At 69.9% G+C, this 13102-nt stretch carries 7 protein-coding genes; 3 read left to right on the top strand and 4 right to left on the bottom strand.

The genetic code is table 11. From position 1 onward, the window contains the following. Positions 1 to 81: 81 nt before the first annotated feature. The 4 genes from ASF49_RS00875 to ASF49_RS00860 all read right to left on the bottom strand — a co-directional run bounded on the left by ASF49_RS00875 (position 82) and on the right by ASF49_RS00860 (position 9509). Positions 82 to 1551 carry an efflux transporter outer membrane subunit gene (locus ASF49_RS00875; RefSeq protein ID WP_082510709.1) on the bottom strand — a complete coding sequence of 490 codons (1470 nt, stop codon included), beginning with the start codon at positions 1549 to 1551 and terminating at the stop codon, positions 82 to 84. Between the two features lie 23 nt (positions 1552 to 1574). Then, complete coding sequence (locus ASF49_RS00870) at positions 1575 to 4880, bottom strand: efflux RND transporter permease subunit (RefSeq protein ID WP_056466286.1); 3306 nt, start codon at positions 4878 to 4880, stop codon at positions 1575 to 1577. Beyond that, complete coding sequence (locus ASF49_RS00865) at positions 4877 to 8002, bottom strand: MdtB/MuxB family multidrug efflux RND transporter permease subunit (RefSeq protein WP_056466283.1); 3126 nt, start codon at positions 8000 to 8002, stop codon at positions 4877 to 4879. The genes ASF49_RS00870 and ASF49_RS00865 overlap by 4 nt, the downstream gene beginning before the upstream one ends. Before the next feature lie 70 nt (positions 8003 to 8072). Further along, positions 8073 to 9509 (bottom strand): MdtA/MuxA family multidrug efflux RND transporter periplasmic adaptor subunit, encoded by a 1437-nt coding sequence (locus tag ASF49_RS00860; protein ID WP_056466280.1) that lies wholly within the window; start codon positions 9507 to 9509, stop codon positions 8073 to 8075. Between the two features lie 703 nt (positions 9510 to 10212). Here ASF49_RS00860 and ASF49_RS00855 point away from each other — a divergent pair. The 3 genes from ASF49_RS00855 to ASF49_RS00845 all read left to right on the top strand — a co-directional run bounded on the left by ASF49_RS00855 (position 10213) and on the right by ASF49_RS00845 (position 13078). Beyond that, on the top strand, positions 10213 to 11367 hold the full coding sequence (locus tag ASF49_RS00855) for an aminotransferase (RefSeq protein ID WP_056466276.1): 1155 nt from the start codon (positions 10213 to 10215) through the stop codon (positions 11365 to 11367). 111 nt (positions 11368 to 11478) lie between these two features. Then, positions 11479 to 11919, top strand: a complete 441-nt coding sequence (locus ASF49_RS00850) for a DUF4112 domain-containing protein (RefSeq protein ID WP_056466273.1) — start codon at positions 11479 to 11481, stop codon at positions 11917 to 11919. Positions 11920 to 11944: 25 nt separating this feature from the next. Further along, on the top strand, positions 11945 to 13078 hold the full coding sequence (locus ASF49_RS00845) for an ABC transporter permease (RefSeq protein WP_056466270.1): 1134 nt from the start codon (positions 11945 to 11947) through the stop codon (positions 13076 to 13078). Positions 13079 to 13102 lie beyond the last annotated feature (24 nt).

The raw sequence follows: 13102 nt of genomic DNA, 5'->3' as shown, positions 1-13102 counted from the left end.
AAATCCGCTCGTCAACCTGCGGCGTCCGGCGACGTTCCGGCCAAGGTCGTGCCGGATCGCACGGGCCGGCCCGATCGGCGCCTATTCGTCGGTGCGGACGGCCTGGCCCGAATCCACCGGCAGGCGGGCTTCCTTCAGCTCGTCGCCGCTCGGCAGGCTGCGCACGTCCCAGCCGCCGCCGAGGGCGCGGATCAGCGAGACGGCGGTGGTGAAGCGGTTGAGGCGGATCTGCAGGGCGGTGACCTCGTTGTTGAGGGCCAGCGCCTGCGCCGTGACCACGGTGGTGAAGTTCTGCGTCCCGGCCCGGTACTCGTTCAGGGTGATCTCCACCGCGCGGCGCGCCGAGGCGACCGCCTCGTCCTGGGCCACCTGCTGGCGGGCGAGGATGCGCACGCCGGCCAGTCCGTTCTCGACCTCCGAGAACGCGGTGAGCACGGTCTGGCGGTAGTTGGCCACGCTGGCGTCGTAGGCCGCGCGGGTGATGCGCAGGGCCGCGGCGCGGGCGCCGCCATCGTAGAACACCTCCGACCCGGCGGCCGCCACGGACCAGACCTGGTTCACGGCCGAGAACAGGCCGTTGGCCGGGTTGCCCGAGATGCCGCCGGAGGCCGAGAGGGTGACGGTGGGGTAGAACGCCGCCACGGCGACGCCGATCTGCTCGCTCTGGGCCTGCACGTTGCGCTCGGCCTGCGCGACGTCGGGGCGCCGCTCGAGGAGCGTCGAGGGAATGCCGACCGGCACCGCGGGCGGCCGCGCGGCGAGGGGCGCCACCGGCAGGCTCAGCTCGGAGGGCGGACGACCGACGAGGAGCGCGATGGCGTGCTCGAAGGTGGCGCGCTGCAGGCCGACGGCGATGGCCTGGGCCTGGGTGGTCTGGAGCTGGGTCTGGGCCGTGATCACGTCCGAGCGCGCGGCCACACCGGCATTGTACTGGTTCTCGGTGATCGCGAGGCTCTTCTTGTAGCCCTCGATGTTCTCGTTGAGCACGCGCTGGAGGGAATCCTGGTAGCGCAGCGTCAGGTAGTTGGTGGCCACTTCGGACTGGAGCGTGAGCCGCACCAGGGCGAGTTCCGCTGCGCTGGCCTGGGCCGTGGCGACCTCGCTCTCGATGTTGCGGCGGATGCGTCCGAAGAGATCGAGTTCCCAGCTCGCCTGCCCCTGGAGCGAGACGTTGGTGCGCTCGATCCCGAGGGAGCGGGACCGCGAGATGCTGGGGGCGCCCGTGACCGTCGGGAACAGAGCGGCGCGGGCCTGGGCGACGAAGGCGCGCGCCTGCTCGTAGGCGGAGACTTGGGCCCGCAGACTCTGGTTGTCGACGTCGACGAGGCGGATCAGCCGGTCGAGGGTGGGGTCGCGAAACACCCGCCACCAGTCGCCGCGCTCGGCTCCGTCATTGGGCGCGGCCGGTCGCCAGCCCTTGCGGCCCGCCACGGAGGCGGCGCTGTCCTCGCGGGGGCCGCCCTGCTTGAACGCCAGGGGTGTCTCCACCGAGGGACGCGAATAGTCCGGCCCGACCATGCAGCCGGAGACGAGCCCGGACAGGGCCAGCATCGCGGGGAATCCGGGGCGCAGCCTCATTCGGCAGGGCTCAGCGCAGCGCCGGACGCCGGTGCGCGGCGGCGCAGCCGGTCGAGATAGAGGTAGACGACGGGGGTGGTGTAGAGGGTCAGGATCTGGCTCACGATCAGGCCGCCGACGATGGCGATGCCGAGGGGCCGCCGCAGTTCGGAGCCCTCCCCGCCGGCGAGGATGAGGGGCAATGCACCGAGCATCGCGGCGAGCGTTGTCATCATGATCGGTCGGAAGCGCAAGAGGCAGGCCTCGAAGATCGCGTCCTGGGGGGAGGCCCCGCGGGTGCGCTCGGCATCGAGGGCGAAGTCGATCATCATGATCGCGTTCTTCTTCACGATGCCGATGAGCAGAAAGACCGCGATCAGCGCGATGACGGTGAACTCGGTCCCCGAGACGAGGAGCGCCAGGAGGGCGCCGATCCCGGCCGAGGGCAGGGTCGACAGGATCGTGACCGGGTGGACGAAGCTCTCGTAGAGGATCCCGAGGATCGTGTAGACGGCGACGAGAGCGGCCAGGATCAGCAGCGGCTGGCGCGAGGAGGATTCCTGGAAGCTCTTGGCGGAGCCGGCGAATTCGCCGTGGATCGTGGCGGGCAGGCGCAGGTCGGTGATCGCCGCGTCGATGGCGGCGGTGGCATCCGACAGGCTCTTGCCCGGCACGAGGTTGAACGAGATCGTGGTCGCGACGAACAGGCCCTGATGGCTCACCTGGACCGGCGCGTTGCCGGTCTCCAGCCGGGCGAAGGCCGAGAGCGGGATCATCGTCTCCTTGGAACTCGACACCGGCGCGCTGGAGGAGGCGCCCCCCTTGCCACCCGCGATGGCGTTGGCGGCGGCGTTGCGGGCCGAGTCGGTGGCGATGGAGGCGGCGCTGGCATCGGCGGTCGCCGTCGAACCCACGGCGCCGGTGGTGGCCGCCGCGGCGGGGGCACCCGCCACCGTGCCGGCCACCGCGTTGGTGGTGGCCGAGCCCCGCGCCTTGCCGCCCGAGGTCGAGACGTAGAGCATCTTCAGGGTGTCGGGGCTCTGGAGGTAGCGCGGGGCGATCTCCATCACGACGTGGTACTGGTTCAGCGGATTGTAGATCGTCGAGACCTGGCGCTGGCCGAAGGCGTCGTAGAGCGTGTTGTCGATCTTGTCCGGCGTCAGGCCGTAGCGGAAGGCGCTGGCCCGGTCGATGACGAGGCGGCTCTCGAGCCCGCCCTCCTGCTGGTCCGAGGTGACGTCGGCGAAGATCGGGTTCTTCTGCAGGGCCTGCACCAGCTTCGGCGCGGCCTGGTACAGTTCCTCGGCGGTGTCGCCCTGGAGGGTGTACTGGTACTGGGCGAAGCTCTGGCGGCCGCCCATGCGCAGGTCCTGGCGCGGGAACAGGTAGAGGCGGGCGCCGGCGACGCGGGACAGCTTCGGGCGCAGGCGCGCCATCACGGCGGTGATCGATTCGCGCTCGCCCCGGGGCTTCAAGCCGACGAAGACGTTGGCCGAGTTGGTGCCGCGCCCGCCGGTGAAGCCGACGACGCTGTCGACGGCCGGATCGGCCTGCACGATGGCGGTGGCCTGCTCCAGCTTCTGCTTCATCGACTGGAACGAGATGCGCTGGTCGGCCTGGATGCCGCCCATCATCTGCCCGGTATCCTGCTCGGGGAAGAAGCCCTTCGGGACGATGATGTAGAGGTAGACGTTGAGCCCCACCGTCGCCAGCAGGGTCAGGGCCACCAGCCGCCGGTGCCGCATGGCGAGACGCAGGGTGCGCTCGTAGCCGGCCAGCATCCCGTCGAACCCGGCCTCCAGGCCACGCACCAGCCGGTTCGGCCGCTCCGTCCCGTGCGCGGCCTCGCGCCGGAGCAGGAGCGCGCACATCATCGGCGTGGTGGTGAGGGACAGTACGAGCGAGATCAGGATCGCCAGCGACAGGGTGACGGCGAATTCCTGGAACAGTCGGCCGACGATGCCGCCCATCAGCAGGATCGGCAGGAACACCGCCACCAGGGACAGGCTCATGGAGATGACGGTGAAGCCGACCTCGCGGGAGCCGAGGAGGGCCGCCTCGACCCGCGGCCGGCCCTGCTCGATGTGCCGCTGGATGTTCTCCAGGACCACGATGGCGTCGTCGACGACGAAGCCCGTGGCGATGATCAGCGCCATCAGCGACAGGATGTCGAGGCTGTAGTCGAGCAGGTACATCGCCGAGAAGGTGCCGACGATGGAGATCGGCACGGCCACCGCCGGGATCAGGGTGGCGCGTCCCGAGCGGAGGAACAGGAACACCACGAAGATCACGAGGACGACCGCGATGACCAGCGTCTCCTCGGTCTCGGCCAGCGAGGCGCGGATCGTGGCGCTGCGGTCGCCCGTGATGGTGAGGTCGATGTCGCCGGGCAGCGCCGCCTTCACCTGCGGGATCGCGGCCTTGAGCCCCTTGATCGTCTCGACGACGTTGGAGCCGGGCTGCTTGTAGATGAACAGGATCACGCCCGGCTTGCCGTTGACGAGGCCGAGGTTGCGCCGGTCCTCCACCGAATCCTCGATGGTGCCGACATCGGTGAGGCGCACGGCGGCGCCGTTGCGATAGGCCACGACGAGGTCGCGGTAATCGGCGGCCACCCGGCCCTGGTCGTTGGCGTAGAGCTGGTAGTGGCGCGTCTCGGTCTCGATCGCGCCCTTGGGGGAGTTGGCGTTGGCCGAGGCCAGGGCCGCGCGGATGCCTTCGAGTCCGATGCCGTAGTTGAACAGGGCGGTCGGATCGAGCGCTACCCGCACCGCCGGGAGCGACGAACCGCCGATGTCGACGTTCCCGACCCCGGGGAGCTGGGACATCTTCTGCTGCACCACCGTGGCGGCGGAATCGTAGAGCTGGCCCGGCGTCAGGGTGTTCGAGGTGAGGCCGAGGATCAGGATCGGCGCGTCGGCGGGGTTGAACTTCCGGTAGGTCGGGTTCGAGCGCAGGGCCGTCGGCAGGTCGGCCCGGGCGGCGTTGATCGCCGCCTGGACGTCGCGGGCCGCGCCGTCGATGTCGCGGTTGAGGCCGAACATCAGCACGAGGCGCACCGAGCCGAGCGAACTCGTCGAGGTCATCTCGGTGACGTCGGCAATCGAGCCGAGGCGCCGCTCCAGCGGCGCCGCCACCGTGGTGGCCATGGTCTCCGGCGAGGCGCCGGCCATCTGCGCCTGGACCAGGATGACGGGGAAATCCACCTGCGGCAGCGGCGCCACCGGCAGCTTCAGGAAGGCGAAGATGCCGGCGAGCAGCACGCCGATGGTCAGCAGCGTGGTGGCGACGGGCCGCCGGATGAACGGCTCGGAGACGTTCACGGCAGCGCCTCGACGCTGTCGGCGCCGCCTGCGCGGCGGCCGGAGAGGCGGCGCTCCAGGCGGTCGAAGGCGAGGTAGATCACCGGGGTGGTGAACAGGGTCAGCACCTGGCTCACGATGAGGCCGCCGGCGATGACGATGCCCAGGGGCTGGCGCAGCTCGGAGCCCACGCCGGTGCCGACGATGAGCGGCACGGCCGCGAACAGCGCCGCCAGCGTGGTCATCAGGATGGGCCGGAAACGCAGGATGCAGGCCTCGTAGATCGCGTCGCGGGGGCTCATCCCCTCCTCGCGCTCGGCCTGGAGCGCGAAGTCGATCATCATGATCGCGTTCTTCTTCACGATGCCGATCAGGAGCACGATGCCGATGATCGCGATGATGTCGAGGGAGAGGCCGAACAGCATCAGCCCGATCAGGGCCCCGATGCCGGCCGAGGGCAGGGTCGACAGGATGGTGATCGGGTGGATGAAGCTCTCGTAGAGCACGCCGAGGACGATGTAGACGGTGACGATGGCGGCCAGCACCAGGAAGAGCTGGTTCGAGAGCGCCGACTGGAAGGCGAAGACCGAGCCCTGCGGCACCACGCGGAAGCTCGGCGGCAGATCGATGGATTGCCGCGCCGCCTCGACCGCCGAGACCGCGTCCCCCAGCGCCGCGCCGGGGGCGAGGTTGAACGACACGGTGGTGGCGGGGAACTGGCCGAGATGGCTGATCAGCAGCGGTGCCCGCCGTTCGCTGACCTGGGCCACCGCCGAGAGCGGGACCTGGCCGGAGGCGACCGTGGAGGACGGCAGGTAGATGTGGTCCAGGCTCTCGATGGTCTTGTGCAGGTCGGGATCGGCCTCGAGGATGACCCGGTACTGGTTCGACTGGGTGAAGATCGTCGAGATGATGCGCTGGCCGAAGGCGTCGTAGAGGGCGTTGTCGACGGTCGCCGGGGTGATGCCGTAGCGCCCGGCGGTGGGCCGGTCGATGGTGATGTAGGCGGCGAGCCCGCTCGCCTGCAGGTCGCTCGCCACGTCCATGAGGAGCGGCGAGGCCTGCAGGGCCCGCACGAAGCGCGGCACCCAGGTCTCGAACTCCGTCAGGTTCGGGTTCTCCAGGATGACCTGGTACTGGGTCGCGCCGACCGCCGTGTCGATGGTGAGGTCCTGCACCGACTGCAGGTAGAGGCGGATGCCCGCCACGCTCGTGGTGGCCGCCTTCAGCCGCTCGATGATCTCGGGCGCGCGGGCGGTGCGCTCGTCCTGCGGCTTCAGGTTGATGAGGAAGCGGCCGGAATTCAGGGTGACGTTCTGGCCGTCGACCCCGATGAAGGAGGACAGGCTCTGCACGTCCGGGTCCTTCAGCACGATGGCGGCGAGCTTCTGCTGGCGCTCGGCCATGGCGGCGTAGGAGACCGTCTGGTCGGCCTGGGTCACGCCCTGGATGACGCCGGTGTCCTGCACCGGGAAGAACCCCTTCGGGATCACCACGAACAGGTAGACGGTGAGCGCGATCGTGCCGAGGGTAACGAGGAGGGTCAGCGTCTGGTGGCGCAGCACCACCCGCAGCATGCGGCCGTAGCCGCCGATGATGCCGTCCATGCCCCGGCGGGCGGTGCGGGCGATGACGCCCTCGCGGCGCTCGGATTTCCCGGGCACGTGGGCCTTGAGCAGCCGTGCGCACAGCATCGGCACGAGCGTCAGCGAGACCACCGCCGAGATGATGATGGTGGCCGCCAGCGTGATCGCGAATTCGTGGAACAGGCGCCCGACCACGTCGCCCATGAACAGGAGCGGGATCAGCACCGCGATCAGCGAGACGGTGAGCGAGATGATGGTGAAGCCGATCTCGCGGCTGCCCTTGAGCGCGGCTTCCAGGGGTGAATCGCCCTCCTCCACGTGGCGGGCGATGTTCTCGATCACTACGATGGCGTCGTCGACCACGAAACCGGTGGCGATGGTGAGCGCCATCAGGGACAGGTTGTCGAGGGAGAAGCCGTAGAGGTCCATGATGGCCAGGGAGCCGATCAGGGAGAGGGGCACCGACAGGCTCGGGATCAGGGTCGCGGAGACGCTGCGCAGGAACAGGAAGATCACCAGCACCACGAGCCCGATGGCCAGCGCCAGCTCCACCTGAACGTCGTGCACCGAGGCGCGGATGGTGGTGGTGCGGTCGGTGAGCACGGTGACGCCGATGGCGGCCGGCAGGGTCGCCTGGAGCTGGGGCAGCAGCGCCTTGATCTTGTCGACGGTGGCGATGACGTTGGCGCCGGGCTGGCGCTGGATGTTCAGGATGACGGCCGGCGTCTCGTCCATCCAGGCGCCGAGCTTGGTGTTCTCGGGCCCGTTGACCACGTCGGCCACGTCCGAGAGCCGGACCGGTGCACCGTTCTTGTAGGCGATGATCGCGTCGTCGTAGGCCTTCGGGTCGCGGATCTGGTCGTTGGCGTTGATGGCGTAGGACTGGGTCGGGCCGTCGATGGTGCCCTTGGGCGTATTGACGTTGAGATTGGTGACCGTGGTGCGCAGGTCGTCGATGTTGAGCCCGTAGGCCGCCAGGGCGCGGGCGTTGAAGCGGATGCGCACGGCGGGGCGCTGGCCGCCGCCGGTGCTGACGAGGCCGACGCCGGCCACCTGGGAGATCTTCTGCGCCAGCCGCGTCTCGGCGAGATCGCGCACCTCGGTCAGCGGCAGGGTCTTCGAGGTCAGCGCCAGGGTCAGGATCGGCGCGTCGGCCGGATTGACCTTGGCGTAGATCGGGGGTGCGGGCAGGTCGGACGGCAGGAGGTTGCCGGCCGCGTTGATCGCCGCCTGCACCTGCTGCTCGGCGATGTCGAGGGGCAGGTCCAGGCTGAACTGCAGGGTGATGACGGAGGCCCCGGCCGAGCTCTGCGACGTCATCTGGTTCAGATTGGCGAGCTGCCCGAACTGCCGCTCCAGGGGGGCCGTCACCGCCGAGGTCATCACCTCGGGGCTGGCCCCCGGATAGAAGGTCTGGATCTGGATCGTCGGGTAATCCACCGACGGCAGCGCCGAGACCGGCAGGTTCAGGTACGACACCATGCCGACCAGGAGGATCGCCAGCATGAACAGCGTGGTGGCGACCGGCCGCAGGATGAAGAGTCGGGACGGGTTCATGCCGCCGGTCCTCTCCCCACCGCGGGGGAAGGACGGGCCTGCGCGCCGAGGGCCTGGGCCGTGTCGACCATCACTCGGCGGGCCTTTGGCGGCGGCGCGCGCGCTTCTGACCCTCGGGGGCGACGGCATCGGCCTTGGCCGCGTCGGGCTTCTCGCCCTGCGTCACCGGCGCGGCGGCCGGGGTCGCCTGGGCCTCGGCCGGGGCGCCGTCCCGGTGCGGGGGCGTCCGGGGCTTGCCGCCCTCCTCGGTGACGCGCACCGGGGCGCCGTCGCGCAGACGGTCGGTGCCGTCCACGACCACGCGGTCGCCGTTGCTCAACCCCTCGGTGACCACCGTCCGCGGGCCGTCCGCCTCGCCGAGCTTGACCGGCCGGACCACGACCTTGTCGTCGCCCTGCATCAGGTAGACGTAGGTGCCCGGCGTCCCCCGCAGGATCGCCGCGGTCGGCACGATGGGCGCGTCGCGCACCGTATCGACGGTGAGTTTGGCGTTGACGAACTGGTTCGGGAACAGGGCGTCGTCCTGGTTCTCGAAGATCGCCCGCAGCTTCACGGTGCCGGTGGTGGTGTCGATCTGGTTGTCCACGGTGTCGAGGACGCCCGTGGCGATGGCGTTGGTGTCGCCGCGGTCGTAGGCCGTCACCGCGAGCTTGGCGCCCGAGCGCACCCGGCGCATCACCCGCGCGACGTCGTCCTCCGGAAGGGTGAAGACCACGGAGATCGGATGGAGCTGGGTGACCACCACGATGCTGGTCGAGGCGGCGGTGATGTAGTTGCCCTGGTCGATCTGGCGCAGGCCGACGCGGCCCTCCACCGGCGAGACGATGCGGGTGTAGGTGATGTTGAGCCTCTGCTGGTCGACGAGGGCCTGGTCGGCCGCCACCGTGCCCTCGTTCTGCTTGACGAGGGCGCCCTGGGTGTCGACGTTCTGCTTCGAGATCGAGTCCTGCTGACTCAGCCGCTGGAAGCGGGCGAGGTCGAGCTTCGAGTTCTGCAGCAGCGCCTGATCGCGCATGAGCTGGCCCTGGTACTGGGCGAGCTGAGCCTCGTAGGGCCGCGAATCGATCTGGGCGAGGAAGTCGCCCTTCTTCACGGTCTGGCCCTCGCGGAACCCGATCTCGGTGAGGTAGCCGCTGATCTGCGAGCGCACCGTCACGGTGGCGAGCGGCGTCACGGTGCCGAGGCCGGCGAGGACGATCGGCACGTCGCCGGGTGCGACCGTGGCGATGCCCACGGCCTGGGCCGGCTCGCCATGCCCGCCGCGGCCGCCACCCTTGCCGCGCCCGGACGGGGCGGCCACCTGGCTCTCCGATTTCGGGGCGAGGAAGTAGCGGTACCCGGCATAGCCGGCACCCGCGAGGATCAGGAGCAGGACGAACCAGAAACCCGCCCGGCTGCGGCGACGGACGGGCGGCGTGCTCCGCGCCTCGCGCGGCAGCGCGTCGCCCGGGAGCGCCCCGGGATATTCGCGCGCTGTCTCGGTGCGGATGGGCGAGGTTTCGTTCATGGCCTAACGATCATGGCGTGTTGCGGTCGGCGTTGCGAGCGGAAGAACCGCAAGGCCTTCCGGAGACCAACGGCCCCGGACGCGACGCAATCCCGGGCCGCGCGCCGGGCCTGACCCGCCCGGCCCGCCGACAGCGATGAGATAAGGTCGCCGGACGTTCCGGGACAGGATCGAACGACGTCGCACCCCACCCGCCTCTCCGGTGAATCCCGGCCGACACCCGACGGCTCGGAATGGGTCTCGGCACCGGCCGGTCCCAGGTCTCGAAAGCAGTCGCGGCGCGGCATGGAAGACGTCCTAGGCGACCAATGCGACTCCAGTGCGGCCTTCGCGTTTCCGGCGTATTGCTGCGAAGCGGTCGGCCCGGAACGGCTGTCGAAAACACCCCTTTCGTCGGCGCCGTGCGACGAAAGGAAAAAGGCCGCCGCTGGGGGAGCGACGACCTTTTTTCGAGACGGACCGGAGCGGCGACGACACGAGCACGGAACGAGGGGGCGAAGTCCCGTGCCGGCCATCACCGCTCCAGCCGTGAGTCGAGAGTTACGTGATGGCTGATGAAAGTCAACAATCGTCAGACGGGGCGAAGAGGAGCGGGCGAAGCCGCGTGCGAGGACGCACATTTCTTCGGGGCGAAGGGGCGTGCTACGCCACGCCCCGACACTCTCCCGTCCGGTGAAACCCCGTTCCTCGTGAATCCCGCTCCATGAATCCCGTCCTCGCCGATCTGCCGACAACCATCTTCACGGTGATGTCGGGCCTCGCCCGCGAACTCGGCGCGATCAACCTGGGCCAGGGCTTCCCGGACGATCCGGGACCGGAGGACGTCCGGCGCAGGGCCGCCGAGGCCGTGCTGCACGGCGACAACCAGTACCCGCCGATGATGGGCCTGCCCGACCTGCGACGGGCGATCGCGGCGCATTACGCGCATCATCAGGGTCTGGACCTCGACCCGATGGCGGAGGTGATGGTGACCTCGGGCGCCACCGAGGCGATCGCCGCCGCCCTGTTCGCCCTGATCGCGCCGGGCGACGAAGTCGTGCTGTTCGCGCCGCTCTACGACGCCTACCTGCCGCTGGTGCGCCGGGCCGGGGGCGTCGCCCGCATCGTGCCGCTCCAGCCCCCGCATTTCCGCCTCGACGCGGACGCCCTCGCGGAGGCCTTCACGGACCGGACCAAGCTCGTCGTCCTGAACAATCCCCTCAATCCGAGCGCCACGATCTTCGGGCGCGAGGATCTGGCGGTGCTCGCCGCCTTCTGCACGCGGCACGACGTGGTGGCGGTCTGCGACGAGGTCTGGGAGCACATCGTCTTCGACGGCGCGCGGCACTGCCCGTTGATGGCGTTTCCCGGCATGCGCGACCGGACCGTGAAGATCGGATCGGCCGGCAAGATCTTCGGCCTCACCGGCTGGAAGGTCGGCTTCGTGATGGCGGCGCCGGCCCTGATGCGGGTGGTGGCCAACGCGCATCAGTTCCTCACCTTCACGACCCCGCCCGCCCTGCAGGAGGCGGTGGCCTACGGCCTGGCCAAGGAGGACGCCTATTTCACCGGCATGCGCGCGCGCTTCGCGGCCTCCCGCGACCGCCTCGCGACGGGCCTCGCGGAGCGGGGCTTCCGGGTGCTGCCCTCCTACGGCACCTATTTCCTCAACGTCGATCTCGCGCCGCTCGGCTGCGACGACGACGTGGCGTTCTGCGACGACCTGGTGCGCCGGCACGGCGTCGCCGCGATCCCGATCAGCGCGTTCTATCCCGACGCCTCCGTGCGCCACCTCGTGCGGCTGTGCTTCGCCAAGGCGGACGACGTCCTCGACCGGGCCCTCGACCGGCTCGCCACCGTCGCGCGGCAGGCGGCCTGATGGGCGGGTTCGTGCGGGCGGTGCTTGCGGGCGCGCGGGGCCGTGGCCACATCCCGGAGCATGCCCACGCCGCACCGTTCCCCCAGGCTGGACTTGCCCCGGAGCCCGACCATGGACTTCACCCAGACCGCCGGTGTCGCCACGCGCTTCCGGCCGAAGGCAGACGACCGCGAGGCGACGCTGCTGCGCCTGGAGGCGTTCGCGCACCTCATGGACTCGGCCTTCGTGATTCCCGGCATCAACCGGCGGGTGGGCCTCGACGCCCTGGTCGGTCTCGTCCCGGTGGTGGGCGACGTGGCCGGCATGCTGCTGGCCTCCTACATCGTGGTGGAGGCGCGCCGCCTCGGAGCGCCGCGCTGGCTCATCGCCCGGATGGCGCTGAACATCGCGGCCGATGGGGCGCTCGGCGCCGTGCCCCTGGCGGGCGACCTGTTCGATGCGGCGTTCAAGGCCAACCGCCGCAACGTGCGCCTGCTGCGGCGCCACCTCGAGCGCCATGGCGGCCTGCGCCCGAACGAGATCGAGGGCACGGCGACGCGCATCGACGGCTGACATCCGACGGACAGGGGCGCGCCCGATGAACGAGGTCGTGCGTCCCGAGTCCGCCCAGCCGGTCGCCCTGCCCCCGACCGGTCGCGGGCTGTCGCCGCTCAACCGGCGGCGCCTCGCCAATTTCCGGCGCAACCGGCTCGGCTACTGGTCGTTCCTGCTCTTCACGGGCCTCTTCGTCACGAGCCTGTTCGCCGAGTTCATCGCCAACGACCGGCCCCTGGTGGTCTCCTACAAGGGCGAGATCCTGTTCCCCGTGGTCGTCGACTACCCGGACGAGAAGTTCGGCGGCTTCTATGCCCGGCCGAACTACCGCTCGGCGGAGACCCGCAAGGAGATCGCCGACAACGGCTGGGCGATCTGGCCGCCGATCCCCTATTCCTACGACACCATCATCGACGGCCTGCCGACCCCCTCCCCGTCGCCCCCGACCTGGATGCTGACGGAGGCCCAGTGCCAGAACGTGGGCAAGCCCTGCGCCGAGCTCGAGAAGCACTGGCTCGGGACCGACAACACCACACGCGACGTGCTGGCGCGCATCATCTACGGCTTCCGCATCTCGGTGCTGTTCGGGCTGATCCTCGCCCTGATCTCGTCGGTGATCGGTGTGATCGCTGGAGCGGTGCAGGGCTATTTCGGCGGCTGGGTCGACCTCGCCCTGCAGCGCTTCATCGAGGTCTGGAGCGGGATCCCGACCCTCTACCTCATCATCATCATCTCGGCCTTCATCGAGCCGGGCTTCTTCGTGCTGCTGGGCATCCTGCTGCTGTTCTCGTGGGTGTCCCTCGTCGGCGTCGTGCGGGCCGAGTTCCTGCGGGCGCGCAACTTCGAGTACGTGCGCGCCGCCCGGGCGCTCGGCCTCTCGAACATCCGCATCATGAGCCGGCACCTCCTGCCCAACGCCATGGTGGCGACGCTGACCTTCCTGCCCTTCATCCTCAACGGATCGATCGGGACGCTGACCTCGCTGGACTTCCTCGGCTTCGGCCTGCCGCCGGGCTCGGCCTCGCTGGGCGAACTTCTGGCGCAGGGCAAGGACAACATCCAGGCGCCCTGGCTCGGGCTGACCGGGTTCTTCGTGGTGGCGCTGATGCTGAGCCTGCTGGTCTTCGCCGGCGAGGCCGTGCGCGACGCCTTCGACCCGCGCAAATCCTTCGCCTGAATCGCCGGCCTCTCGCGGGCGCCC

Source organism: Methylobacterium sp. Leaf104, from assembly GCF_001422885.1.
In the GTDB taxonomy this organism is placed as follows: Bacteria; Pseudomonadota; Alphaproteobacteria; order Rhizobiales; family Beijerinckiaceae; genus Methylobacterium.
This window is presented reverse-complemented; position numbering and strand designations above follow the sequence as displayed.

Excerpts from the sequence above, each read along its gene's own strand:
- ASF49_RS00865 (WP_056466283.1), bottom strand. The coding sequence starts at position 8,002 with ATGAACCCGTCCCGACTCTTCATCCTGCGGCCGGTCGCCACCACGCTG.
- ASF49_RS00850 (WP_056466273.1), top strand. The coding sequence starts at position 11,479 with ATGGACTTCACCCAGACCGCCGGTGTCGCCACGCGCTTCCGGCCGAAG.
- ASF49_RS00845 (WP_056466270.1), top strand. The coding sequence starts at position 11,945 with ATGAACGAGGTCGTGCGTCCCGAGTCCGCCCAGCCGGTCGCCCTGCCC.
- ASF49_RS00855 (WP_056466276.1), top strand. The coding sequence starts at position 10,213 with ATGAATCCCGTCCTCGCCGATCTGCCGACAACCATCTTCACGGTGATG.
- ASF49_RS00875 (WP_082510709.1), bottom strand. The coding sequence starts at position 1,551 with ATGCTGGCCCTGTCCGGGCTCGTCTCCGGCTGCATGGTCGGGCCGGAC.
- ASF49_RS00860 (WP_056466280.1), bottom strand. The coding sequence starts at position 9,509 with ATGAACGAAACCTCGCCCATCCGCACCGAGACAGCGCGCGAATATCCC.